This is a genomic window from Pseudomyxococcus flavus, assembly GCF_050038885.1.
Lineage (GTDB): Bacteria > Myxococcota > Myxococcia > Myxococcales > Myxococcaceae > Myxococcus > Myxococcus flavus.
Genome location: NZ_CP143624.1, coordinates 6,848,123 through 6,873,118, shown reverse-complemented (window position 1 = coordinate 6,873,118; position 24,996 = coordinate 6,848,123). Strand labels below are relative to the sequence as shown.

General features: G+C 67.8%; 16 protein-coding genes. 10 read left to right on the top strand and 6 right to left on the bottom strand.

Translation table 11 applies throughout. From position 1 onward, the window contains the following. Positions 1-16: 16 nt before the first annotated feature. Positions 17-1,444 (top strand): ISKra4 family transposase, encoded by a 1,428-nt coding sequence (locus VZL07_RS28880; RefSeq protein ID WP_426750373.1) that lies wholly within the window; start codon positions 17-19, stop codon positions 1,442-1,444. Here VZL07_RS28880 and VZL07_RS28875 read toward each other — a convergent pair. Further along, positions 1,339-3,726, bottom strand: coding sequence for a DEAD/DEAH box helicase (locus VZL07_RS28875; protein WP_426751085.1), 2,388 nt, complete (start codon positions 3,724-3,726; stop codon positions 1,339-1,341). The genes VZL07_RS28880 and VZL07_RS28875 overlap by 106 nt on opposite strands. A 1,330-nt stretch (positions 3,727-5,056) precedes the next feature. Between VZL07_RS28875 and VZL07_RS28870 the strand changes: the two genes are divergently transcribed. From VZL07_RS28870 to VZL07_RS28860, 3 genes are read left to right on the top strand one after another with little or no spacing between them, the layout of a single operon-like run. Then, positions 5,057-7,006: a ferritin-like domain-containing protein gene (locus VZL07_RS28870; RefSeq protein ID WP_426751083.1), complete on the top strand. Its 1,950-nt coding sequence runs from the start codon at positions 5,057-5,059 to the stop codon at positions 7,004-7,006. 20 nt (positions 7,007-7,026) lie between these two features. After that, positions 7,027-7,947, top strand: coding sequence for a DUF692 domain-containing protein (locus VZL07_RS28865; protein ID WP_426751082.1), 921 nt, complete (start codon positions 7,027-7,029; stop codon positions 7,945-7,947). Then, a complete protein-coding gene (locus VZL07_RS28860) occupies positions 7,931-8,845 on the top strand; it encodes a putative DNA-binding domain-containing protein (RefSeq protein WP_426751081.1) in 915 nt (304 codons plus the stop codon). Before VZL07_RS28865 ends, VZL07_RS28860 begins: the two co-directional genes overlap by 17 nt. A gap of 151 nt (positions 8,846-8,996) precedes the next feature. Here the strand turns inward: VZL07_RS28860 and VZL07_RS28855 are convergent, their stop codons facing one another. Both VZL07_RS28855 and VZL07_RS28850 read right to left on the bottom strand, forming a co-directional pair. Next, on the bottom strand, positions 8,997-10,118 hold the full coding sequence (locus VZL07_RS28855) for a hypothetical protein (RefSeq protein ID WP_426751080.1): 1,122 nt from the start codon (positions 10,116-10,118) through the stop codon (positions 8,997-8,999). Positions 10,119-10,298: 180 nt separating this feature from the next. Then, positions 10,299-11,480, bottom strand: coding sequence for a DUF6068 family protein (locus tag VZL07_RS28850; protein WP_426751079.1), 1,182 nt, complete (start codon positions 11,478-11,480; stop codon positions 10,299-10,301). A gap of 449 nt (positions 11,481-11,929) precedes the next feature. Between VZL07_RS28850 and prtB the strand changes: the two genes are divergently transcribed. From prtB to VZL07_RS28835, 3 genes are all read left to right on the top strand, one after another. Then, positions 11,930-12,727: a M57 family metalloprotease PrtB gene (gene prtB, locus VZL07_RS28845; protein ID WP_426751078.1), complete on the top strand. Its 798-nt coding sequence runs from the start codon at positions 11,930-11,932 to the stop codon at positions 12,725-12,727. Positions 12,728-12,730: 3 nt separating this feature from the next. Then, complete coding sequence (locus tag VZL07_RS28840) at positions 12,731-13,504, top strand: trypsin-like serine peptidase (protein WP_426751077.1); 774 nt, start codon at positions 12,731-12,733, stop codon at positions 13,502-13,504. Between the two features lie 425 nt (positions 13,505-13,929). Further along, on the top strand, positions 13,930-15,336 hold the full coding sequence (locus tag VZL07_RS28835) for an MATE family efflux transporter (RefSeq protein WP_426751076.1): 1,407 nt from the start codon (positions 13,930-13,932) through the stop codon (positions 15,334-15,336). Positions 15,337-15,338: 2 nt separating this feature from the next. Here VZL07_RS28835 and VZL07_RS28830 read toward each other — a convergent pair whose 3' ends face one another. The 3 genes from VZL07_RS28830 to hppD are packed head-to-tail and all read right to left on the bottom strand — an operon-like array spanning position 15,339 to position 18,171. Continuing rightward, positions 15,339-15,719, bottom strand: coding sequence for a Rieske (2Fe-2S) protein (locus tag VZL07_RS28830; RefSeq protein WP_426751075.1), 381 nt, complete (start codon positions 15,717-15,719; stop codon positions 15,339-15,341). 7 nt (positions 15,720-15,726) lie between these two features. Then, the gene (gene hmgA / locus VZL07_RS28825) at positions 15,727-17,064 is read right to left on the bottom strand and encodes a homogentisate 1,2-dioxygenase (RefSeq protein ID WP_426751074.1); all 1,338 of its coding nucleotides are present in this window, start codon (positions 17,062-17,064) and stop codon (positions 15,727-15,729) included. A 33-nt stretch (positions 17,065-17,097) separates the two neighbouring features. Beyond that, positions 17,098-18,171, bottom strand: a complete 1,074-nt coding sequence (hppD, locus tag VZL07_RS28820) for a 4-hydroxyphenylpyruvate dioxygenase (RefSeq protein ID WP_426751073.1) — start codon at positions 18,169-18,171, stop codon at positions 17,098-17,100. Positions 18,172-18,494: 323 nt separating this feature from the next. On the opposite strand from hppD, the gene VZL07_RS28815 reads away from it, so the two are divergent. The 3 genes from VZL07_RS28815 to VZL07_RS28805 all read left to right on the top strand — a co-directional run bounded on the left by VZL07_RS28815 (position 18,495) and on the right by VZL07_RS28805 (position 24,935). After that, complete coding sequence (locus VZL07_RS28815; protein ID WP_426751072.1) at positions 18,495-21,569, top strand: ATP-binding protein; 3,075 nt, start codon at positions 18,495-18,497, stop codon at positions 21,567-21,569. A gap of 121 nt (positions 21,570-21,690) precedes the next feature. Then, positions 21,691-22,371, top strand: coding sequence for a hypothetical protein (locus tag VZL07_RS28810; RefSeq protein WP_426751071.1), 681 nt, complete (start codon positions 21,691-21,693; stop codon positions 22,369-22,371). A gap of 161 nt (positions 22,372-22,532) precedes the next feature. After that, positions 22,533-24,935: an ABC transporter permease gene (locus VZL07_RS28805; RefSeq protein ID WP_426751070.1), complete on the top strand. Its 2,403-nt coding sequence runs from the start codon at positions 22,533-22,535 to the stop codon at positions 24,933-24,935. Positions 24,936-24,996 lie beyond the last annotated feature (61 nt).

The window sequence follows — 24,996 nt, the reverse complement described above, 5'->3', positions numbered from 1 at the left end:
CGGAGGACATCAAACGATGCCGAAGGTCACCATCGAAGTGCCGGAAGGGTTCGAGGACAGCGTCAAGGAGTTGGAGGAGACGCTGAAGCGCGCCCACCGAGGCGTGGAGGGGGCGAGTAGAGGGGACCTGGCCGCGTTCGACGCCGCATGGCAGGAGGTGAATGCCGGAGCGGAGCGGACGGAGCGGTTGGTGAAGCGGAGGTTGCTTCGAGGGCTCGACCTCGACGCGGCACGAGTCCTCATCGACGGCCAGCCCTACGTCCGAGTCGGACGGTACGCGGCGACGTACAAAACGCGGCAAGGCCCCGTCGAAATAGAGAGAAGCCTCTACCGGCGGGTGGGTGAGCGCAATGGCCCCACAGTGGACACCATCAGCGTCCAAGCCGGGTGCGTCGCTGACGGCTGGTTGCCGGAGGCGGCGGTGCCCATGGCGTACCTGCTGGCCCGGGGCACCTCGCGGGAGGCGGAGGCGACGGCGCGCCAGGTGGGCGTGCTGCCCTATTGCCGTGCCTCCTTCGAGCGGGTGGGGCATGCGGTGGGAGCGCTGTATGGCGGCCAGCGGCCTCGGGTGGAGGCGGCGCAGGCCCGGGAGCTGCGAGTGCCCCGAGGCACCCGCGGCGTGAGCGTCAGCATGGACAGGGTGGCCGTGCCGATGGAGGAGCCGAAGAAGCGGCCAGTGGGCCGCCCTCGCAAGGGCGCCCCCACGCGCCCGGTGGACGTCGTCTGGCGCATGGCCTACGCGGCCTGCCTCTCCTTCCACGACGCCCACGGCGAAGCGCTGGGCACCCTCCGCTACGGGCGGATGCCGCGGGGCGAGGCCCGCGAGGTTGCCGAGCGCCTGGCCCGCGACGTCCAAACCCTGGTTTCCAGACGGCGCGACCTGTCCGTCGTCGTCCTCACCGATGGCGCTCCTGAGTTGCACGCCCTGCTGGACGAGGCGCTGGCCACCCACGCCCCCGGGGCCAAGAAGCTGGCGCGCCTGGTGGACTTCTGGCACCTGATGGAGAAGCTTGGGAGTGCGGCGCGCGTGGTGGCTGGGGAAGAGAAGGCCTCCGCGCTGCGTGAGAAGTGGAAGCTGTCCCTTCTCAACACGCCCGGGGCGGCGTGGACCATTGCCATCGCGTTGCACGCCAGCGGCAAACGGCATGTCGTCCTCGGCGACGGCCAACCGGTGCACGAGGCCCTCACCTACCTGGAGAACCACGGCGAGCGAATGCACTACGCGGAGGCGCGAGCGCGGGGGCTGCCCATTGGCAGCGGCAACGTGGAGGCCACCTGCAAGTCTCTCGTCACCCTGCGCATGAAGCGCCCTGGAGCCCGCTGGAAGGAGGCGTCCGGTCAGCACATCCTGGACTTGCGCGCCCTGGTGCTCTCGGAACGGTGGGACGCGGCCATGCGCCTCACGCTTGCGCCGCAGCGGGCCGAGGTGCGGCGCGCAGCATGATCAGGATGGGAGCCACACCCTCCGTACTTCTCCGTGAACCAAGTCACAGAGCCTGTGAGTTGATTGCAGTAATCCTTGGCAATGGTGTCGACGGTTGCGCCGTTCTTGCATTCGATGACGTAGAACTTTTGCCTTCCTAAGCTCCATAGTACGTCGGGGCCTCTACCCGTTGTGCCTTCCGGAGTTTGGCTGAGGTATCCGATTGTAAGCGCGAGGTCTGCCAGGGTTTTCTCAAAAACCGGCGCTGTACCCGGTTTGAATATGAGCGCATCAAGGTAGGCGTTCATCTGGAGAATGAAGGTGTTCGGGCTCGGATACTGCTGGCGCAGATACGACAGGCAGAGGCTTGCTTGCTCCGCCAGCTTGCTTGGCAGCTTGGTGTACTCGATGCCCTCCAGCGGACGCGGGGTAATCTGCGGATTAAGGCGAACCGCCTCCTTGAGTATTAGCTGTGACTGCACTGCGTCGGTGCGATGCTGATATTCGGCCATCTGCAGCATCAGCCAAGCTTTTGTCTTGTCGTTCTTTTCGGCATTTACAGCGTTCTGCATCGCGGACTGTGCGTCGCGATAGTCACCATTGACGGCAGAGTTGAAGGCGCGTCGCTGACTTAGTGCTATGTGGCTGGTCTGGCCCGTTGCGTATTTTGCGCCAACAATGGCTGCTTTGGACGCCTGGATCCAGTCGGGGTCTCGCTTGATAAACTGTCGCACAGCTTGATGAATGTCGTTAATGCTTGGATTGTTGAACTGCTTTGCAAGCTGCTCCGACAACTCAAGTTGCGCCCTGGTGGCGGCGCTAAAGAACGACTTCGCGTTTCGTGCATAGAGATGGCTTGTTAAAGAGCGCCCCATCAGGAATACGGCGCAGTAGTCCTCGTTGGACCGAATGCCACGTCCCATTCCTTGCTCGATTCGCTGTATGGAGCCTCGAACAACTTGATCGCTGCCAAACAGCATGCCCTGTTCGATCTTTTCAAGACGGCCTCGAACATCTGGAAGCCCATCGATCGCGAGGATGCGACAGGCATCGTCGGGAAGGTCGATGCCGTCATATTTGTTCGCGAGCACCACTAGCCCTACGTGGCCTTGCCTGAGTTTCGCGATTCCCGCTTGAAGATCGTCGGTGCTAAGTGTGACTGCGGCTGCGTCCGCCCAGTACTTGGCGCGAAAGTTGGATGGAACGATCACAACAACGTTAACTACTTGGGCGCATTGCTTGAGGTACTCTTTGACTTGGTCGTCGGTAAGGGATGGATTGAGTTCTTGAGGAACAAGAATCATCCGGTCCCCAATGTCACCGGAACTCTCCGGATGGATCGGCTTTTGAACTGATTCGGGCGCGGCGTCGAAGTGCGTCACGAGTACGCTGTCGTCGCTGACTGTGGCGCTCATGAAGATGCGGCGCTGTGCTGATTGAAAGCTGGGAATCACCGAAATTGGGAGGCAGCGCAGGGTGATTTCCGCCTCTCCTTCGCCAAACACGCATTCGCATAGACTCAGGTGATCCTTGATTAGGGGATACCTAAACAGGGCAATGTCCTTATATTCTTTGTTGTCCTTGTCCTTGTCGTTCTTAAATTTGCGAACGAACTCGCGAAGGATCTGTTGGACTTGCTGTTGTTTGCTTTCCCACGCCCAATACGGGACAAGCATGTTTCTGTTGGGCTCTTGTTCGGTGATTTCTGTTGCCCCAGAAAGCGACTGATGTTCAAAATCGGAGATGAAGAGTTTTAGGAGGTCTTTGTAGGCTTGGACAGGCGAGACGAGTTTAATTGAAAACTGCTCTTCGGTTTCGGCGAGGCACGCGTGGACGTCGTCGATTACGATGCTTCCAATTGGGATTTCGACCCCTTCGCTGCCAACGCCAAAAACGGACTGTCCGTTGATGAGCTTGTGAACGTTGATTACCAGAATGGCTTTCCCGCTCATTACGCGGGGCGATCGAGGATCCTCCGTAAGCTCAAGCCCAAGATCGCGTCCTTCCTTGAGGACTTGCTGGACCAAGTAGGGCGTCGGCGTTACGTACACCGCAGGTCCCGCCCCTTCGTTCAAGCAACTCTTAAGAATAAGCAGCCCGACGACGGTTTTCCCGCTGCCGGTGTTCATTTTGATGGTGAGATCGCGCTCGTTGCGTCGGTTAAACCATTGGTTCCAGACGTCGGCTTGAACGTCGCGTGGGTACTGGTAGCGGGGCGCCTTGGCCGGAAGAACATTAAAGAGATCCCGAGGGACGATGAGCTTGTCTGCCGCGCTACCGCCACCTAAGCTTTTGAAGTCCATCGCGTCGTCTCCCTGCGTTCTTGTCCTGGCTGAGGCGGGTTCTCGGCCGACACAACTGGGGTGGGCCTGCTGACACGTTAGTGAGGCTGTCCCTTTATGGTCAAGGTGCCAGCTCGTGATCGTAGGGCTCAAGACAGGACTGCGGCAAGGCGAGCTGATCGTGCTCCAGGAGGCCGACGTGGACTTGCCGCGCGGCAATCTGCCCCCTGTGTCAGGGAATTGGTCGCCTCGGCCGACCGGCCGAGGCGACCACCCCAAGGGACGAGTGCAAGCAGGTAGCTGTATCCCGGAACCGTGGCAGCCTTCCGGCGCGCGGTGGCATCCGGGGCCGAACCGAGCACCGCCACTCCGCCATCCGCTTCGTCACGCCCGACGACAGGCACTTCGGCCGCAAGGCCGCGCTCCTCACCCAGCGCCACCAAGTGTACCAGCGCGCCCGCGTCCGTCACCCCGAGCGCTGGAGCCGCGACACGCGCGACTGGACACCGGCAGGGCCGGTGCGCCTCAACTCCTCCCCGAACCCCACCCCGGCCGTGCAGGAGTTGAAGCGCATCGGTTGAACTCTCTCACGCGACAACTACCTTGACGCTCACCGGCTTTGTCATCCCGCTCCCGCCTCGCTCCTCACTCGGAATGCCTCCGGTAGGGGCCCTTCGCTCCACGGGCGTTACCCCGCTTCTGCGCTACTACGGCCCCATCCGCCGGGCTCTCGCCTTCGCCGGGCTTCGCCTCGTCGGCTCGCCGCGGCTACCTTGCTTCCGCGGGTTTTCTCCGCGGGACGAGGAGCCCTTCCCTGTTTCCACTCATGTCCTTGTGCACGTGCCGTCACCCTCTACCCCGCCGGGTGGTACGTCCCCTCGGTCGTTCTGCAGGAACGTCCTGCTGCCTTCGCCGTAGTTGTGACGGCTCGGCACCCGGAGGTATCAATTGACGGGGCCTCGACCAGGCGTTCACGCATCGTTACGGCCCGCGCACTCGCTCACCCCGCTGAAGCGGGGCTTTGTCGGTGGGCTTCACCGGAGGGGTCTCCCCTGTCGGCGCCACCCCAGCTATGCGGCTTCGACCTGTTGCCGCTTCGGGACTCTCACCCTACGGGTCCATGAGTTCCTCCAGGCATCACACAACTTTCCTGACACAGGGGGCTTCAACCACGTGGAGCGTACGCCGGGGACGCGGCGCGTCCTCAAAGGACGCGGTGGCCAATGACAGTTCATCGCACCATCCTGTGGGCACTGAGAGGCACAGACCTTGCTGAATGCCGGGCCTCGGAATGCCAGGCCGCTGCCCTCGCATTCCGCATCCGTTCCCCACCCGAACCGGAGCCCCAGCCGTGACCACCTCTCAAAACACCGTTGCCCGAGATCCCTCGCTCATTCCCACGGATACCGCGGCACTACGGGCACTGGCCCAGGCCGCCATCAACGTGGAGCTCTTCACCATCCCGCTCTACATGGCGGGGATGTACTCCATCCAGGGCATGCATGAGATCAACGCCGCGAAGCAGACCTTCTACAAGGGTCGGCGCTGGCCCGGTGCCGCGACGACCCACGCGCCTGGCACCGCCAACGAGAAGGCCTTCAACATCCTCTTCAGCGTCTTCATCCAGGAGATGCTCCACCTTCAGCTCGCGGCCAACCTCGCCACGGGCATGGGGGTGAAGCCAGACTTCACCAGCAGGACCTTGCAGACGCCCCGCTACGGCTGGACCTGCTACGGCCCCACCCTGTCGACCATTCCTCACATCATCGATCTCCGTGACACCACCACCTACGAGAACATCAAGGTCCAGATCGGGGCACTCGACAAGAACCTCATCGAGCTGTTCCTCGCCATCGAGGAGCCCGAGAACGCGGCCCGCGAGCGCATCAAGCCCAGCGCGCTCTCCAAGTACTTCCCGGCCGTGCCCTTCAAGGACTGGACCCCGAACAAGACGGAGTCGGACCTGCCACTGTTTGGGACCATCGGATACATGTACGAGTGCATGGTTCAGTACATGCAACTTCGCTACAGCGATGGCACGACGCTGTGGGAACGCGTCTACACCCCCTCGGGGGTCCAACGGGACCTCTTCAACACGTCCAGCCCCGGCCACACCATGGCGGAATATCCCGGCTTCGCTGCGATGCTGCCGAAGGGCACCCAGGCGGAGGCCCTGCACGCGGCCATCAACATGATCAACGCCATCACCGACCAGGGCGAAGGCCGCACCGTGGGCGTCAAGCTCCGAGCCATGCTCAAGAGCGAGGGGCTCGAGGGCCTGGAGGTCGTGGCCCCCAACTACCGGTCCTCCGAGCCTGCGCTGAAGGCCGACTATCCCTCCTACGACGCCAATGGAAATTTGGCGCCATCCCGGGACGCCTCGGCTCGCTACGGTAATGACGCGTCCGACCACTACGAGCGCTTCTCCAAGATCAAGACGGAGCTCCTCGGCAAGATTGTCACGTGGCCCAAGTGGCACGCGGACCGCGGCGGAGCGCCGTGGAAGCCCGCGGACCTGCTGACCGGCACGGCGGTCGATCCCTCCTCGAAGATTCCCCCGGCCGCGGATGTCGCGGCGGCGCTCAACCGGCTCAAGGCCCGCAACCGGGACGGCAGCGTTCACACGCAGTTCAGCCAGATTGCCGCGGGTGCCATTGCCGGCATCACCCGCGTGCTGAACGACTACTGGAGCGGGAAGGTCAGCCAGTTCCCCTTCCCCTCGATGAGCGGCTCCGGGGACCGGATGGCGATGTGCTGGGCCACGCTCGGCCAGGCTCCGGACCTCTCGTTGGGCATTGAGGAGGCCAAGCCGGGCACGCTCTACCACGCCTGCCAGGGGCTCAGCCTCGACCAGCCGGGCAAAGGCGGGATGCCATCGATTTCAACGTACCACACCTGCCGGGGCTCCAATGCCTGCAAGGGCCAGGGCGGCTGCGGCTTCGTGCAGTCCGTCAATGGAGGCGGCAGCTGCGGGACGTCCCTCAAGGCCCAGGTCCTGTGTGGTGGCGGCGACACGCTCTACAGCGCTCCCAGCGACAACCGCTGCGGTGGCTTCGGGGGCTGCGCAGTGCCAATCGCCGCCGCGCAGCTCTTCCCGAACTCCGGGAAGATGCAGGTCTTCGACATCCACGCCAACACCGAGTCCACGCCCATCGGCACCCTGCCGTTCGAAAAGGGGGCGCCCGTCTATGACGTCGCATGGGACGCCTACTGCATGGTGTTGCAGTACCGCCAGCAGACGCCCCCCCAGAAGCCCTCGCAGCCGGATGACCTGCGCCTGGCCTTCCCTCCCTCCACTTGATGGCTCGTAGGTACCCGGCAATGCAAACGCCAGCGCGTCTGGGCCTGCCTGCGCTCGGACTCGGGCTCGGACTGCGCGCCCAGCACTTCCACCACCTGCTGCATCACCCGCCGCAGGTGGACTGGTTCGAAATCATCAGTGAGAACTTCATGGGCGATCACGGCTTCGCTCGCCATGTGCTGCTGAAGCTGGCGCGCGAGGTGCCCATCGTCATGCATGGCGTCTCGCTGTCCATTGGCTCGACGGACCCATTGGACATGGACTACCTCGCGAAGCTGCGCCACCTGGCGGACGCCGTATCGCCGGCGTGGGTTTCGGACCACTTGTGCTGGACCGGCGTCGCCGGGCGCACCAGCCACGACCTGCTGCCGCTGCCACTGACGGAGGAGGCGCTGGAGCACGTCACGGAACGGGTCCTTCGCGTCCAGGAAGTCCTCGGCCGCCCCCTGGTGCTGGAGAACCCAAGCACGTACCTGGAGTTCCACGCCTCGACGATTCCCGAGTGGGAGTTCCTGTCCGAGCTCGCGCGGCGAACTGGCTGCGGCCTGCTGCTCGACGTCAACAACGTGTTCGTCTCGTCCCACAATCACGGCTTCGACCCGGAGCACTACGTTCGCGAGCTCCCCCACGCGCACATCGTGCAGCTTCACATCGCCGGGCCGACCGACTTCGGGCAGTACCTCATCGATACCCACGACCACCCTGTCCCGACACCGGTCTGGCGCCTCTACCGACTCGCGCAGGAGTTGACCGGAGGCGTATCGACCCTGCTCGAGTGGGACGCGGCCATCCCCAGCTACCCCGACCTCGTCGCGGAGCTGCACAAGGCCCGAGGCGTGCTCGCGGGGGAGCTGCCAGACGTGCCACTGTCCGGTCCGGTCCGAGAAGGCGTCCACGCCAACCCGCTGCCACTCGGGGTGCTCCATGACCTCGTTCGCTGAGACCGAGACACGGACCGGAGGGCCCTCGCTGCGGGAATTGCAGACATGGTTCCTGACAGTCATCACCGCCCCTGGGTTCCCCGCGAGAGGTCACACCGCCTCGTCGCGATGCGAGGCGTTCGTGCGCGGTGCCCGGGGGCTCGGGGCTCCGGAGCGCGTCGCCATCTACGCCCAGGGCTACCTCGCCCGGCTCCAGGAGTGCCTGCGGGCTGATTTCCCGGCCCTGCGGGCGCTGGTGGGAGAGGCCCTCTTCGAGCGCTTCGTGGTGGGCTATCTCTGGTCGAGTCCCCCACGAAGCTACGACCTGTTCGAGCTGGGGGCGGGCCTCGCTGGATACCTCGAGCGAACCCGGCCGCCCGATTCCTCGGTGCCGGAGGAGCGGCGCGCGCTGCTGGACCTGCCCGCGGACCTGGCCCGGGTGGAGCGCGCAAGGCTCGAAGCCCTGCGGGCGCCGGGGCTGGAGGGTACGGTGACGAGCCCAGACATCAGCCCCTACGGGCTGTTGCTCGGTACCGAAGTGGTCGTCGCGACCGCGCCGTGTCTGCGGCTGGTCGAGGCTCGTCACGACGTTCGCCCCTTCCTCGCGGCCGTGGAGCGCGGCATTCAGCCCGAAGCGCCGCCGCCAGCACGCACGGTGCTGGCGGTGAGCCGCATGGACTTCCGCCCGACGATGGCGCCGCTACACGACTGGCAACGGGTAACGCTCGAAGGCTGCGCGACGCCACGGCCGCTACCGCAGCTGGCGAAGGAGCTCGCGGTGCGGGTCGGCGAAACCGAAGGGGCGATGCTGGCGGAGCTCACCTTGTGGCTGCCGGTCGCGCGGGAGCAAGGGCTTGTCACGCTCACGGAGCGTGAGCGAAGCCAGGTCCAAAGCCCCCTCGGTGACATGCCGAAGTGAACGGAAGCAGGCGTTGGCGGGCAAGACGGGGCACCGAAGTATGGCACCCGTCCTGGGTGACCCGCGCCTCTCGGTACACCCGCTCCTGGAATCGCGCGTCAGCGCCAAGGCTTTGAACCCCACCCGCCGCAATCGCCCTGGAAGAGCGCCTTCACTCAATCGTGGAGTCGGTCACGCGGATGGGCGTGTCGTCATGATTGGAGATCTGCGGATACGTCGGGTACCACGAGCCGCCCGTGTTGTTCCGGATGACGGAGCGGTCGATGCGGATGTCGCCCGAGTGGTCATTGCTCACGAAGAAGATGGCGCTTCCATGCGCGTTGACCGCGTTGTGCTCGATTCGCGTTCCGCATAGGGACAGCGTCATCGTGTTCCCATCGTTGTAGATGGCCCCACCACTGCCCCCACCCGGCGTCCCCGGCTGGGCGGGGTTCGCCCCATTGCCAACGGCCCGGTTGTAGGAGAACAGGCTGTTGATGATGGTCCACGACACGCCGATGCTGCTGATGCCGCCGCCGTTGGAGCAGGTCCCGCCGTAGCCGGGCCTGCCGCCGAAGGTCGTGTTCACCACGTACACGGGCTGGTTCCGGTGCTGGCTGAACACCCTGAGGGCGCCGCCCCCTACGTCGGGTCCGACGTCCGCGCAGACGTTGTTGAAGAACCGGGAGTTGATGACCTTCACGCGCCCACCGCGCACCCAGACCGCGCCGCCGCCGTCGTACTCGGTCTCCGCCTTGGAGCTGGCGTCCACGAACGTCAGGTTCTGCAGCGTCAGCCGGGGGTGGTCCTGATCCTGGCAGTGGGCCGTCGTCCACACCTGCTCCGGGTCGCAGGTGTTCATGTAGAGGATGCGGTGCCGCCCTGCCCCGCTGAGCGTCACCAGCCCCTTGCCGTCGATGACGATCTCCGGCCCCGTGTCGTTGAATATCTTCGCCGTCCGGTCGAGGGTGATGGTGACGGGCTCGGGTCCGCAGTCGAAGGTAATCACTCCACCCCGGGCCACCGCCTCGATGAACGCGTCACTGGTACAGCTCTCCGGGCTTCCCGTGCCCACCACCGAGGTGGGCCGGGAGACGTCCGCGAGGCCCGCCTCCGCTGGGATGGTGCACGTGGCCTCCGGGTTCTGATTTCCCGCGGGCGGCCCATCCTTGGGATTCGTCAGCGGGTTGGGCGTGTCCACGCCCGGGTCATCCTCCGAGCACCCCATCGCCCCCGTGAAGGACAGTCCAAGAAGCAGGAGCGCGGGCAGCCGACGGAATCTCTCAAGGTGCATGAAGCCTCCGGTGTGCGCGCAGTGTAGCCCCGCTCGGCATGTCGGCGGGCACCAACCGCAGCGCCCAGCCTCGGGCCCGGCAGCGGAGGCCACTCACGGCGCAGCGGCCTCCGCACCTCCCGCTACCCCCACCCGCCTCGCGCGACATGGGGCGCCTGCGTCGACTCGAACGGGCGCGCCCTACTCCTGCCCGCCGAGCCAGGGCCCCCACTTCACGAGCCGCGCCCCACCCGCCGACTCACGCTGGCCTCCTGGCCCCGTGCGCTCGGTGCCACTGACGAGCGCCTGGAAGCGCGCTTCATACGGCAGACCCGCGAGCCCCGGGGCCCAGGGGTCCTCCGCATAAGTCTCCGAGAAGACGTGCTGCGTGCCCTCGACGTCTTCGGGGCGCTGGTCAGTGACCGCGGGAATGGAGCGGCCCTCCGCCGTGAAGGTGCCACGGGCGCCCGTGGCGCCACCGGGAGGCCAGTCACCCGAGGACAGCACCTCCCAGGGCAGCCCCATCAGCAGGTCCTCCAGGGGCTCCGGCTCCGCCTGGGAGAAGTCGGAGCACGGGTCCGCCCCGTCACCGACCGGCCCCTCCGAGCGGAGGACGTAGCCACGCTCCGCGGTGAAACACACACGCAGCACTTCGTGGGTGGGAGCGAAGTCCACCTGTCGATCAAAATACGCCCCAGGCCCCAGCGGACGCTCCAGCGCGGGCGCGGGTGCTTGGGTGGCGGGCGAGCCCTCATTCAGCTCACGCAACGACAGCTGGATGCGGCCCGGCGTGCGGAACCCGGCCGTCTCGACGCTCGCCTCCAGCAGTCCCCGGGTGAGATAGAGCGGCCCTGGCTCATTCGCATACATGCGTGAGCGCAGCGGCCCATCCACGGGGCGCTGATCGCTGACGTAACGAAGGGCCTCCCACGTACGGCCCGCGATGGACGGGCGCTCCGCGGTGGCCGTTCCCGGGTGCGGTACCTCGAGCGCGAGTGTATCATCCGAGCGCACGGGCACCATGAGGTCCCTCGCCAACCGCGGATGCGCCAGCGCGCCACCCGAGGCGTCCGTGAACGCCACGCGAACCCAGACCCAGGGCCGCTGGACGGAGACCACTTGCAGCGTCAACTGCCCTTCCAGGGTCCGCGCGGTATCGCCGCCCTCAGGCGAGGGCCCCTGGCTCGCGGAGAAGGCATAGGTGACGCGGTCCCCCACGCGAGCGCGACTCCAGGCTTCAGCCGCCTGGCGAGCCGAGGACTCCTGGCCCTGCGCATTCAGCGGAGAGGGACTGCTCGACTTCGTTCCCCCACAGCCAGCAAGGAACGACAGAGCCGCGCCCAGCAGCGCGGCGACGGGATAGGTGACGTGGCGCATTGGCATGGGTGACTGGATACACCGAGCAAGTGTTGACATGGCCATCTTTCCCGGATGACGCGCGCAGCCGTGCGTCAGTTCACTTTTCAGCGGCCGCGTCATTTCAGGGATGAAGTTTGTTTTCAGTTGTGGCAAACAATGACTGGGGTGTCTTTGCCCCATGGGGCAGGTGCCCGATAACCAGACATCACTGTGTGGTTTCGCAACGCCCCTCCTTTCAAGCAGAATCCCCTGTGTTGGTGCGGGGTTGGCGCCCCGGACGTCAAACCCGTTTACGAGTTCGACACCGAGCCCTGGTGCGCTGGCACTCCAGACTAAACAACGGTTTCTGCTTTATCAGTCTGTGGGATGGGTTGGCCCTTCGATTGCTCAGAGGCGGGGCGCGTCTGGCCGCGGCTGGTGGACACCAGGCGGACGACGCGTCCCCCGAAGTCATTGAGTACGAGGAACCTCCGATGCCCATGTTCCAGAAGATGTTCAAGGGAGCTGCAGTCCTCGTGGTGAGCGGTAGCGCGCTGCTGGCCGGCTGCGGTACCGACATGCAGGCCGACACGCAGGGCGAGCACGAGGAGATCATCTCCAACCTGGTCGAGGCCGGCTTCCCGGCGGACGACATCATGGTCGCCGACGGCCAGGTGTACGTGGGCCGCGACGCGCACGTGACGCTCGATGCGTCCCGCGAGATGCTCCAGACGGACCCTCACACGCAGGAGCAGTACCGCACGACGAACCTCGTCAGCTCCTCCATCAGCCGCATCTGCATCGTTCCGAACGCGGCCTTCTCCAACAACTCCACCCTGATGTCCGCCCTCGACCGGGCCATCGCGAACTACAACGCCCTGGGCCTGTCCTTCACCATGCAGCGTGGCGGCTCCGGCTGCAGCGCGACCATCTCCGCGCGCACCATGTCCGGCGCTGGCGGCTCGGCGGGCTTCCCCTCCGGCGGCCGTCCCTACGGCATCATCAACATCGGCACCGGCACCGCCAGCTACGGCGTGGCCGTGGTCGAGCACGTCATCACCCACGAGTTGGGCCACTGCGTGGGCCTGCGCCACTCTGACTACTACAACCGCAGCATCAGCTGCGGTGGCGCGGCCACCAACGAGGGCTCCGCGGGCGTGGGCGCCATCCACATCCCCAACACGCCGACCACGGCCACCCGGGGCGGCTCGCTCATGAACTCCTGCTTCGGCTCGTCCGAGACCGGTAACTTCAAGAGCTCCGACGTCACGGCGCTCCAGACCCTGTACTGAGTCATGGCGCGACACCCCACGGATTCCCGCATGACGCTGTGGGGTTCGCTCCTCGCTGGGACCGTCCTCCTGGGCCTCACCGCCTGTGGAGGACGGTCCGAGCGGACCGAGCCTTCGGTCTGTGAGCCTCCCTCCAGACCGGAGGTTCGTGCCTTCGAGCAGTGCGGTCCGACGCTCGACTTCACCCCCATCAACAGCTACGTGGGCGAGTTCTCGGACGTCATCCAGGACCGGGAAGACGCCGTCGTGCTCATTGACGGGCGCTGTACCGGAACGCTGATCCAAGCGAGCGCCGGCCCCGTGGTGCTCACCGCGGGCCACTGTGTCCGGCTCGGGGACGTGCCGCTGATTGTCTTCAACTTCGAGGACGACGAGGACGGCGACCCCTTGATTACGGCGGGCACGGTCATCGAGCACTCGGTGGAGCCCGACTTTGCGCTCATCGAGCTCGACGTCCTCCCGGACGTCACCCCCATCCTGCTGACGACCCTGGCCACCGAGCAGCTGGCCATCGTCCAGCATCCCCGCGGCTACCCCAAGTCCATCGCCGAGGGCCGGTACCTGGACTCGTGCAACCAGCTCATCTTCTACGGGGACCTGGACACCCTGGTCGGCAGCTCCGGCGCGGGCGTGCTCAACCGGCAGGGGCACCTGGTGGGTGTCCACACCGACGGCGACTGTGAGGTCAGCGGCCGGGGCGCCAACCGGGGCTGGACCGCGGAGTCGATTGTCGAAGCCTCCTCATACCTGCAAGGCGAGGATATCGCCGAGCGCTGAGTCGAGGCGCGACCGTTCCGACGCTTGCCGGGCGGCATTGGCAACGACCGGTCAGCGGCTGGCGTCCACGCCCTCCCCCGGTTGCAGCCCGGCCATGCGCTCGACGCGCAGCCCTCATGAACCACCGATTCGGCGGCTTCGAAAGCCAGGCAAGCCACGCGCTGACGTCAAGCCATTGGTGTTCAAACCAGACGCCGGAACCCAGCTGTTACTCAGGTGCCGTTGACGCGCAGAGCCGTGCCGATTATCCGCACGGCTCACCGCGCCAGCGGTCGCCGGGCGACGTGCGAGGGGCTCCTGTTGTTTGAACACAAATCAAGCAATGGCACCCGCACCTCACGTCACTCGACGCGCTGCTCGCGACATGCGAGACGCTGGCGCGAGCCGAGGCGTTGTCGCGCTCGCCTCACGGAGTAGACGCCCCCATGGAAGTCGCAGCATCGCCGAACGCCGGGTCCAACGACGCAGCCTCGTTGGGCCTTTTCCGCCTCACCTGGCCCATCTTCCTGGAGCTGCTCCTGTTCATGATGATGGGCACGGCGGACACGCTGATGCTCAGCGGTGTGTCGGACGACGCCGTCGCCTCGGTGGGTGTCGTCAACCAGTACGTCTTCATCTGCATCCTCATCATGGAAGTGGTGGGCCACGGCGCGGCCATCGTGGTGGCCCAGTACCTGGGCGCGCGCCGGCAGGCGGAGGCCGCGCGCATCTCCGCCATCGCCGTCACCATGAACCTGGCGCTCGGCCTCACCGTCAGCGCGGGCCTGCTGCTCAGCGGTGACGCCATCCTGGGCGGGATGAACCTGCAGGGCCACATGCTGGCGTACGCCAAGACGTACCTGCACATCGTCGGCGGCTTCCTGTTCCTCCAGGCGCTCATCAACGTCTTCGCCGGCCTGCTGCGCACCTACGGCTTCACCCGCGCGTCCATGTTCGTCTCGCTGGGCATGAACGTGCTGCACGTGGGCGGCAACTACCTGCTCATCGCCGGCCACTTCGGCGTCCCCGCGCTGGGTGTGGCGGGCGCGGCCATCTCCACCGTGGTGAGCCGGGCCGTCGCGCTGGGCGTCTTCGTCTGGGTGCTGTACCGCGTGATGCCGGTGAAGATGAAGCCGCGCGACTACGTGGCGTTCTCCAGGGACCACGTCCGCAAGATTCTCAAGGTCGGCCTGCCCTCCGCCTTCGAGCAGGCCACGTACCAGGGCTGCCAGACGGTGTTCCTGTACTACGTGACGTTCCTGGGCCCGGTGGCGATGGCCTCCCGGCAGTACGCGCACTCCGTCTCCCAGTACGTCTTCCTGTGCAGCCTGGCCATCGGCATGGGGACGTCCATCATCGTGGGACGCCTGGTGGGTGCCAACCGCGCGGACGACGCGTTCCAGCAGGCGCTGCGGAGCCTGAAGTGGGGCCTGGGCATCACCGTGGCGGTGGACGCGGCCGTCATCCTCTTCCGCGTCCCGCTCGTCTCGCAGTTCACCCACAACGCCGACATCATCCAGCTGACGGCGCAGGTCATCGTCATCGGGCTCGCGCTCGAGACGGGGCGCTGCTTCAACCTGGTGCTCATCAACGCGCTGCGCGCCGCCGGTGACGCCACGTTCACCGTCTACATGGGCATCGCGTCCATGGTCTGCATGAGCCTGCCGCTGGGCTACTACCTCGTCTTCCACATGGGCCTGGGGCTGGCCGGCGTGTGGCTGGCGGTGGCCGCGGACGAATGGGTGCGCGGCATCACCATGTGGCTGCGCTGGAGGAGCCGCGCCTGGGAGAAGCAGGCCCTGGTCTCCCCCACCTCGGAGCCGGAGGCCGCGCCGGTCGCCGTGGCCGCCTGAGCTCAGGCGGTGACGACCATCCCGTCGCGTACCGTCACCGGCCACGGGGTGAGCCGGCCGCCCGAGCACGGGCCGCCCACGCACAGCCCGTCCTCCACCTGGAACAGCGCCCCGTGCCAGGCACAGGCGATGAGGCGCTTGTCGGGCGTGAGGTAGTGGTCCAGCTCGCGCGCCAGCGGCAGGCCCGCGTGAGGGCACCGGTCCACGTAGCCGTGGACGGCCTCTCCCTTGCGCACCAGGAAGCCGTGGAAGAACGCGTCCCCTATCTGGAGGACCAGGTTGCGCGCCCCCGGATCCTCCAGGGCACTCAACGGGAGCAGCTTCACGTTGGCCGGGGTCGCCCAGACGCGCTTGCGCCCCGCCGTCTCACCGCCCGCGCTCACGCGGCCCTCACGGCAGCCGGGCCTTCTGGAAGCCCGCCCAGCACGCGTCGTAGTCCGGCTGGAGCGCCGGAGACTCCATGGCGAAGCGCGTGGGGCGGATGACCCAGCGCGACTCGAACATGAAGGCCAGCGTGTCCTTGATTTTGTGCGGCTTCAGCTCCGCCTGGACGGCCTGCTCGTAGCTGGCCCGGTCCGGGCCGTGGCCGCTCATGCAGTTGTGCAGGGACGCGCCGCCCGGCGCGAAACCACCCGCCTTGGCGTCATAGACGCCGTGCACCAGGCCCATGAACTCGCTCATCACGTTGCGGTGGAACCAGGGGGGCCGGAAGGTGTGCTCGGCCACCATCCACCGCGGCGGGAAGATGACGAAGTCGCAGTTGGCCGTCCCCGGCACCTCGCTGGGCGAGGTGAGGACGGTGAAGATGGACGGGTCCGGGTGGTCGAAGCTCACCGTGTTGATGGTGTTGAACCGGGCCAGGTCGTACTTGTACGGCGCCAGGTTCCCGTGCCACGCCACCACGTCCAGCGGCGAGTGCCCGTACCGGGCCGACCACAGCTTCCCCTGGAACTTCTGCACCACCTCCGTGGGACGCTCGACGTCCTCGAAGGCTGCCACGGGCGTCAGGAAGTCGCGCGGGTTCGCCAGCCCGTTGGCCCCGATGGGCCCCAGGTCCGGCAGGCGGAAATACGCGCCATGGTTCTCGCAGACGTAGCCGGAGGCCTGCCCCTCCGGCAGCTCCGCCCGGAAGCGCACGCCCCGGGGCACCACGCCGATTTCGCCCGGGGCCACCTCCAGCACGCCCAGCTCCGTGACGAGCCGCAGCCGCCCCGCCTGCGGGACGAGGAGCAGCTCGCCGTCCGCGTCGAAGAACACGCGGTCCACCATGGGGCGGTTGGCCCCATAGAGGTGGATGCTGATGCCCGCGCCCGTGCCCACGTCACCGTTGCCCGCGTAGGTGACGAGCCCCTCCACGAAGTCCGTGGGCGCGGACGGCGGCGGCTGCGGGTCCCACCGCAGCCGGTTGGGCGGCACGGGCACCTCGTCGAAGGGCCCGCTGCGCACCTGTCCCTGGGGGAACGGCTGGAACGCCGGATGCGCGGCGCTGGGCCGCAGGCGGTACAGCCACGAGCGCCGGTTCTCCCGGCGCGGTGCGGTGAAGGCCGAGCCCGACAGCTGCTCGGCGTAGAGGCCATACGGCGCCCGCTGCGGCGAGTTCTGCCCCACGGGCAGTGCGCCGGGCACCGCCTCGGTGGCGAACTCGTTGCCGAAGCCGGAGAGATAGGCGCCGGGAGCCGCCTTGAGGGCGCTCCCCGGCGACACCTCGGTGTGAGGCTGAGTGGTCACCGGAATCTCCTCGAAGGAAGCGCGACGCGCGGACTAGCTGGCCGGGTCGACCTTGATGACGCCGCGGCGAATCTGGTCCAGCTCGATGGACTCGAAGAGCGCCTGGAAGTTGCCGTTGCCGAAGCCCTCGTTGCCCTTGCGCTGGATGATTTCGAAGAAGATGGGCCCGAAGAGGTTTTCGGTGAAGATCTGCAGCAGCAGCCCTTCCTCCTCGCTGCCGTCGATGAGGATGCGATTCTTCCGCATCCGCGCCAGGTCCTCGCCATGGTTCGGGACGCGCTTGTCGACCAGGTCGTAGTAGGTGTCGAGCGTGTCCTGCAGGGCCACGCCGCGCGCGCGCAGCCGCTCCACGGTGTCGTAGATGTCCTGCGTGGTGAGCGCCAGGTGCTGGATGCCCTCGCCGTTGTACTGGCGGATGAACTCCTCGATCTGCGACTTGTCGTCCTGGCTCTCGTTGAGCGGAATCCGGATGGCCTGGTCCGGGGCGATCATCGCCTGGCTGAACAGGCCCGTGGCCTGGCCCTTGATGTCGAAGTACTTCTGCTCGGTGAAGCCGAAGATGCGGCTGTAGAAGGCGGACCAGGTGCGCATCTGGCCCCGGCGCACGTTGTGCGTCAGGTGGTCCAGCGTCTCCAGGCCCACGCTGTTCTTCGCCTCGGCCTCCTCGGCGCCGGGAATCTCCTGCCAGGTGTCATAGAGCGAGCCCTTCGCCCCGTGACGGTCCACGAGATACAGCAGGCTGCCGCCGATGCCCTCCAGGACATAGGAGCCCTCGCCCAGCGAGCCGCGCTCCGGGTCCGCCGCCTTCGCGCCGCGCTCCAGCGCCATCTCGTACGCCGCGCGCGCGTTGGCCACGCGGAAGGCCATTCCACTGGCGGACGGGCCGTGCGCCGCGCGGAACTCGGCGGCCTGCCCCGTCGGCTCGCGGTTGACGAGCAGGTTGATGCCACCCTGCTTGTAGCGGATCAGCTCCTTGGAAGGGTGCTTGGAGTACGCGGTGAACCCCAGCCGCTCGAAGAGCCGCTCCATCACCTCGGGCTCGGGGCTCGTGAACTCCACGAACTCGAAACCGTTCAGCCCCAGCGGGTTCTCTGCCGTATCCACCATGACGCCACCTCCATGTGTCGCTGAGCGCGGCCTGCTCCTGCCGCGCGAGTCACGAGATGCCCCTAACACCGGGGCCCTTCCCTCGCCGAAAGTAGGAATGCCCCCCTTGCGGAAAAAGTACAAAGACCTGCCAGAGACTGTCAGGCGGCTGCACAGCGCTTCGCGTCGTGAACCGGGCTTCAAGTCGCTCCCGGCGCGCCTTCACGGTGGGGACGCGCGGGTGTTCACGAGCAGACGCTGGCGAAACACCGGGCGCTCGGCGTCTCGCCAGGCCTCGACTCAGCCATGCCCATGCGGCCAGAAACAGGCAGGCTGCTTACTCCATGGGGACAGGCCGCAGTCCGACTTCGACCACGACCGACCGCGTGAAACATCTCACTTCCCAGACGGAACCTCCCGTGCCCGGTGGCGAGCTGGGTGCGCTGCTGCGCACCCATGACTGGAGCCGCACGAAGCTGGGCCCCTACGAAGCCTGGCCGCGGCCGCTGAAGTCGTTCGTCGCGATGATCCTGGAGATGCCGGCCCCCGCCATCATCTTCTGGGGCCACGAGCTCATCCAGCTCTACAACGACGGCTACGCCGTCATCATGGGCCCTCGGCATCCGAAGTACCTGGGCGCCACCTACCGGGAATGCTGGCCCGACACCTATCCCGTCATCCATCCGTGGATGCGCAAGCTGCTGGAGACGGGCGCGGTCACCCAGGTCGAGAAGGCCTTCTTCCTGCTCACCCGCTACGGGTTCAACGAGGAGGCCTACTTCACCTTCGACTTCAGCCCGCTGCGGGACGACGACGGCGCCATCGCGGGCATCCTCCAGGTCGTCTTCGAGGTCACCGACGTCGTGCTCGGCGAGCGCCGCCTGGCGACGCTCCGCGCGCTGGCCCCCCGCGTGGACGCCCCTCCGGAGAGCCCCACCCAGGACGCCATCCGCGCGCTGGCGGACAACCCGAAGGACATTCCCTTCGCGCTCATCTACCAGTGGGACCGGAACGCGCAGCGGCTGGAGCTCACGGCCACCACGGGACTGGACGGGCTTGAGCAGCACGCGCCCGCGGGCCTGGAGCGCCTCACCGAGGCCGCGCGGCAGGCGGTGGAGTCCAGCGCGCCGGTGATGATCGAGCCGGCGGAAACGCTCCTCGGCGCCCGCCACGTCGGCTACTGGCCGGAGCCCACGGAGTCCGCGCTGGCCCTGCCCCTGCGGCGCTCCAGCGCGGATGGGTCGCGCGGCGTGGTCGTCCTGGGCATCAGCCCGCGCCTGCGCTTCGACGCCACCTACCGCCAGTTCTTCGAGGACCTGGCGCGCGAGCTGGCCACCCACCTGGCCGTGGAGCAGGAGAAGCGCGCCGAGCGCGAGGCCTTCGCCCGTGCCCAGGAGGCCCGGGCCCAGGCCGAGGCGGAGGTGGCGCGAAGGGCCCAGGCGGAGGCGGCGCTCCGGGCCAGCGAGGAGCGGCTGCGGATGGCGCTCGCCGCCGGGCAGCTCGGCGTCGTGGAGCTTCAGTACGCGCGTGGCGTGCTGGAATGGGACGAGCGGGCGCTCCAGCTCTTCGGCCTGCCCCCTGGACAGCAGCCCTCGCTCCGGGACGCCGTGGCCCGGCTCCACCCCGACGACACGGAGCGGGCGCACCGCATCGTCGACCAGGCCCTGCACCCGGGGGCCGGCGCGGCGCGCCTGGAGTGCCGCGTACGAGGCTGGGACGGCGTGGAGCGCTCGCTGCTCGCCATGGTGAAGACGCACTTCGACGCGCAGGGACGGCCCGACCGTGTCGTGGGCGCCCTGCAGGACGTAACGGAACAGCGGCGCGCGGAGCTGGAGCGGGAGCGGCTGGCCACCATCGTCGATCAATCCACCGACTTCATCGGCGTGGGCAGCGAGCAGGGCACGGCCCTGTATGTGAACGAGGCGGGCCGGCGGCTCCTGGGCATCGGCCGAGACGAGGACGTCAGTCAGTATTCGCTGACCGACTTCTTCATGCCGGAGGACCGGCCGTACGTCGAAAGCCACATCGCCCCTCGCATCTTCCAGGGCGGCCGGTGGGAGGGGGAGTTCCGCTTCCGGCATTTCCAGACGGGGGCGCCCATCCCGGCGCAGTACAACACCTTCGCCCTCATGGAGCCCGGAACGCAGCGGCAGATTGGCATCGCCACCGTCAGCCGGGACATCCGTGAGCAGAAGCGGCTGGAGGCGGAGCGGGAGCGCCTGCTCGTGCGCGAGCGCGCGGCGCGCGAGGAGGCGGAGGAGGCCAACCGGCTCAAGGACGAGTTCCTCGCCACCGTCTCGCACGAGCTGCGCACCCCGCTCACGGCGGTGCTGGGCTGGGTGCAGATGCTGCGCACGGGGACGCTGCCGCCGGAGAAGCGGGAGCGCGCGCTCGCCACGGTGGAGCGCAACGCCCGCGCCCAGGGCCAGCTCATCGAGGACCTGCTCGACGTGAGCCGCATCATGACGGGCAAGCTGAAGCTGGAGGTGTCGTCCGTTGACGTCAGCCAGGTCGTCGAGGCCGCGCTCGAGTCGATACGACCCGCCGCCGAGGCGAAGGGCATCCGCGTCCAGGCCGCGCTTGACTCGGGTGGCAGCATCATGGGCGACACCAGCCGGCTCCAGCAGGTGGTGTGGAACCTGCTGTCCAACGCGGTGAAGTTCACCCCCAAGGAGGGCCGCGTCCAGGTGCTGGTGGAGCGGCGCAACTCCTCGGTGGAAATCACCGTCGCGGACACTGGCCAGGGCATCCCGCCCGGGTTCCTGCCCCATGTCTTCGAGCGCTTCCGCCAGGCCGATGGCAGCACCACGCGCAAGACGGGCGGGCTCGGGCTGGGCCTGTCCATCGTCCGTCACCTCGTGGAGCTCCACGGGGGCACCGTGTCCGCGGCCAGCGAGGGCGAAGGCAAGGGCGCCACCTTCGTGGTCAGCCTGCCCCAGGCCGTGGCCCTGCGGCGGGAGGTCCTGGTGCCCCCCGCGCTGCGCAGCCCGATGCTGCCCCAGGACCTGCCCTGCCCGCCCCAGCTCGCGGGGCTCCGGCTGCTCGTCGTGGATGACGAGGAGGACACGCGCGAGCTGCTGCGCAGCATCCTCGAGACCTGCGGAGGAATCGTCACCACGGCCAGCTCCGCCGAGGAGGCGCTGACCATCCTGCGCCGCGACCCCTTCGACGTGCTCGTCTCCGACGTCGGCATGCCCGTGGAGGACGGCTACCACTTCATCGCCCGGGTGCGAGCCCTGTCAGCGGCGGAGGGCGGCGGTATCCCCGCGGTGGCCCTCACGGCCTATACGCGGATGGAGGACCGGACGCGGGCGCTGCTGGCCGGCTTCACCACCCACGTGCCCAAGCCCATCGAGCCCGTGGAGCTGCTGGCCGTCATCGCCTCCATGGCCAACCGCAGGCCGCCAGCGCGGGGGTGATGCGGCCTACCTGTCAGGGGGGAACCCATCTCTGGGCGGCGGCCTCCGGGGCCGCCGCCGGCATGTCAGACCCTTCCGGTAGTCTTCCTTCATTCCCGAAGCCGGAAAGGAAGGCCTGAAGATGCCTGTCACCCGTGAGAATCCGCGCGTCTCCGTCAACAAGCTGGGCCAGTACCTCACCGCGACGCCGTCGCTGCGAAAGCGCATCATCCAGGGCCAGAAGCACCCGGTGGATCCGCAGTACCTGCGCTACCCCGCCGCGGCCGAGGCCATCGTCGAGTTCCTGTGTGAGGGCCGGGACGAGGTCATCCTCCGCTATCACCAGCGGCGGCTGCTCAATGCCCAGCCCGCATCCGACTATGACGCCCACCGGCTGGCGCTGTGCGCAGAGGCGCTCCAGCGCTGCCTGGTGGCCATGGACGGACTGGCGTCGCGCGCCGTCGCCAGCCCCGCGGAGGCGGACCTGCCGCCCCTGGCGCTGGGAGGCGTGGACGTCAGCGTGCGGCCCGAGGTGCTGCTGCGCAGCGTGGATGCCCAGGGGATGATGCGCTCGGGGCTCCTGAAGCTCTATTTCTCCAAGCACACGCCGCTGGATGAGCGCTCCGGGCAGTACATCGCCACCGTGCTCCTGCGCTACGCCGAGGAGCGGCTGGAGCAGCGTGGCCCGGTGGATCCGCGGCTGGTGGGCGTCTTCGACGTCTTCGCGGGCCGGCTCTACCAGGCGCCCCGGGCACGCCAGCGCCGCATGAACGACGTGGTGCTGGCTTGCGAGGAGATCGCCGCCCGCTGGCCCGTCCACTGAGGGCGCCCCGGGCGCACGGGCCTTCACGGCGTGTCCGTTTGCGGGACGCGTGTTCCCGTATCCGAGCAGTCCACCGCGCGCCGCGGGGCGGCGCCCCTCCGGCTGCCCGGTGATTGCACCAACATGGCGGGTTGGCATGTCCTTCGCTGAGAGCCGACGCCATGGACTCCCTCCGCCAGGACCTCCGCTACGCGCTGCGAACCCTCACACGCACCCCTGGCTTCACGCTGGCCGCGGGCTTCACCCTGGCGCTGGTCATCGGGGCGAACACCGTCCTCTTCAGCGCCATCCACGCCATGCTGCTGCGCCCCCTGCCCTTTCCCACGCCAGAGTCGCTGGTGCGCATCTGGTGCGCGCAGGAGTCGGTGAGCCACGCATCGGTGTCCCCGCCGGAGCTGCTGGGCTGGCGGGAGCACGCGAAGGGCTTCAGCCAGTTCGCGGGCTTCGGGCGCGTCAACCTCAACCGGACGGGCACGGACGAGCCGGAGCGGGTCCGGGCCGGGCGCGTGACGACCAACTTCTTCTCCCTGTTGGGCGTCCACCCCGCGCAGGGCCGTGACTTCCGCGAGGAGGACGCACCGGCAGGAGGCGAGACGTCCGTGGTGGTGGTGGGCCACGGCTACTGGCAGCGGGCGCTCGCGGGGGCGCCGGACGTGGTGGGCAAGACGCTGGTCCTGAACGGGCGCAGCCACACGGTGGTGGGCGTCCTGCCAGAGGACTTCTCGTTTCCGGAGTTCTCGGAGGACATGGACCTGTGGATTCCCGAGTGGCTGGACCCGCAGCGGCACGGCAACCACTACGAGTCGGTGCTGGGCCGGCTGGCGCCGGGAACCTCGCTGGAGGCGGCCCGGGCGGACCTGGAGCGGGTGGCCGAGGCCATTGGCATCCCCGAGCCGGGACAGCAGCTCCACACCGTGCGCGTGACGGGCTGGCAGGAGCACCTGACGTCCAACACGCGGGACGTGCTGTGGATGCTGTGGGCGGCGGTGGGCTTCGTGTTGCTCATCGCGTGCGCCAACGTGGCCAACCTCATGCTGGTGCGCACGCTGGCGAGGCAGCGGGACGGCGCCATCCGCGCGGCGCTGGGCGCCAGCAGGGGGCGGCGGGTCCAGCAGTCCCTGGTGGAGAGCGTGCTCCTGTCGCTCTTCGGCGGCGTCGTGGGGCTGCTGCTGGTGCTGTGGGGCGCGGAGCTGGTGCGCACGCTGCTGCCCGCCAACATGCTCCGCGTGGCGCCGCTGGAATTGAATGCCACCGTCCTGGCGTTCAGCGCCCTGCTGTCGGTGGGGACCGGCCTGCTCTTCGGCCTGGCGCCGGCGCTGCACGCGACGGGCATGGACGTGCTGCCCATGCTGCGGCAGTCCGGGAGCGCCGTGAGTGCGCGCACCGGGCATCCGCTGCGAAACGCGCTCGTCATGGTGCAGCTCGCGCTCGCGCTGGTCCTGACGGTGGGCACGGGGCTCATCGTGCGCTCGCTCTACAACGTCATGGCGGTGGACCCGGGCTTCGACCCGGCGGGCGTCGTCAGCGCGCAGCTGTCGCTCTCTCCGGAGAAATACGAGGACGACGCGCGCAAACGGGCCTTCTTCGACAGCGTCGCGGAGCGGCTGGCGGCCCGGCCCGGCGTGGAAGCGGTGGGCATCGTCAACGACGCGCCCCTGGGCAACACCAGCTCCGGTGGCGACTTCGCCCTGGAGGGGAGCACGGCCTCCCCCAGCGAGCGGTTCTACACGGACTTCCGCGTGGCCTCGCCCGGCTATTTCCAGGCCATGCGCATCGCCGTGCGGCAGGGCCGTGACTTCGGGCCCCAGGACACCGAGAAGGGCGCGCCCGTCATCATCGTCAACGAGGCCTTCGTCCGGAAGTTCCTTGGTGGTGGCGAGGCGCTGGGCCGCAGGGTGCGGGTGGACTGGGATGACCAGCAGCCCTTCCGGGACGTCATCGGCGTGGTGGCGGACGTCCGCCACGAGAGCCTCACGAAGCCCGCCAAGCCCGAAGTCTACCTGCCTTATGCCCAGTATCCCCTGCGCACCATGACGATGGTGGTGCGGACCCACGATGACGTGGCATCCGCGCTGGCCGCGCTGCGGGAGGAGGTGAAGGCCGTGGACGCCGAGCAGCCCATCTACGACCTGGTTCCCTTCACCGACCGCGTGGAGCGCGTCCTGGTCCGGCCCACGGGCACGGCGCGGCTGCTGGGCGCCTTCGCCGTGCTCGCCGTCATCCTGGCTGGCGTCGGCGTCTACGGCGTGCTGGCCTATTCCGTGGGCCAGCGGACCCGCGAGCTGGGCATCCGGATGGCGTTGGGCGCGCACCCCATGCAAGTCCTGAGGCTCGTGCTGGGCCAGGGCCTGCGGTTGACGGCCCTGGGCGTGGGCATGGGGCTCATCGCCGCCTTCGGCGCCACCCGGCTCATGGCGGCGACCCTCTATGGGGTGGAGCCCTTCGCTCCGGACATCTTCCTGGGCATGTCCGTGGCGCTGGCCGCCCTCTCGCTGCTCGCGTGCCTGGTGCCCGCGCTGCGCGCCAGCCGCGTCTCACCCGCGGTGTCGCTGCGCGCGGAGTAGGCTTCCAGCGCCTGGTGGGCAGGCGCGCCTGCCGGGGTGGGATGACCTCCCTCTTCCGGGC

Coding starts and splice junctions, on each gene's coding strand:
- hppD (WP_426751073.1), bottom strand. CDS start 18,171: ATGGTGGATACGGCAGAGAACCCGCTGGGGCTGAACGGTTTCGAGTTC.
- VZL07_RS28865 (WP_426751082.1), top strand. CDS start 7,027: ATGCAAACGCCAGCGCGTCTGGGCCTGCCTGCGCTCGGACTCGGGCTC.
- VZL07_RS28875 (WP_426751085.1), bottom strand. CDS start 3,726: ATGGACTTCAAAAGCTTAGGTGGCGGTAGCGCGGCAGACAAGCTCATC.
- VZL07_RS28860 (WP_426751081.1), top strand. CDS start 7,931: ATGACCTCGTTCGCTGAGACCGAGACACGGACCGGAGGGCCCTCGCTG.
- VZL07_RS28815 (WP_426751072.1), top strand. CDS start 18,495: ATGGGGACAGGCCGCAGTCCGACTTCGACCACGACCGACCGCGTGAAA.
- VZL07_RS28840 (WP_426751077.1), top strand. CDS start 12,731: ATGGCGCGACACCCCACGGATTCCCGCATGACGCTGTGGGGTTCGCTC.
- VZL07_RS28810 (WP_426751071.1), top strand. CDS start 21,691: ATGCCTGTCACCCGTGAGAATCCGCGCGTCTCCGTCAACAAGCTGGGC.
- VZL07_RS28835 (WP_426751076.1), top strand. CDS start 13,930: ATGGAAGTCGCAGCATCGCCGAACGCCGGGTCCAACGACGCAGCCTCG.
- prtB (WP_426751078.1), top strand. CDS start 11,930: ATGCCCATGTTCCAGAAGATGTTCAAGGGAGCTGCAGTCCTCGTGGTG.
- VZL07_RS28805 (WP_426751070.1), top strand. CDS start 22,533: ATGGACTCCCTCCGCCAGGACCTCCGCTACGCGCTGCGAACCCTCACA.
- VZL07_RS28855 (WP_426751080.1), bottom strand. CDS start 10,118: ATGCACCTTGAGAGATTCCGTCGGCTGCCCGCGCTCCTGCTTCTTGGA.
- VZL07_RS28880 (WP_426750373.1), top strand. CDS start 17: ATGCCGAAGGTCACCATCGAAGTGCCGGAAGGGTTCGAGGACAGCGTC.
- VZL07_RS28850 (WP_426751079.1), bottom strand. CDS start 11,480: ATGCCAATGCGCCACGTCACCTATCCCGTCGCCGCGCTGCTGGGCGCG.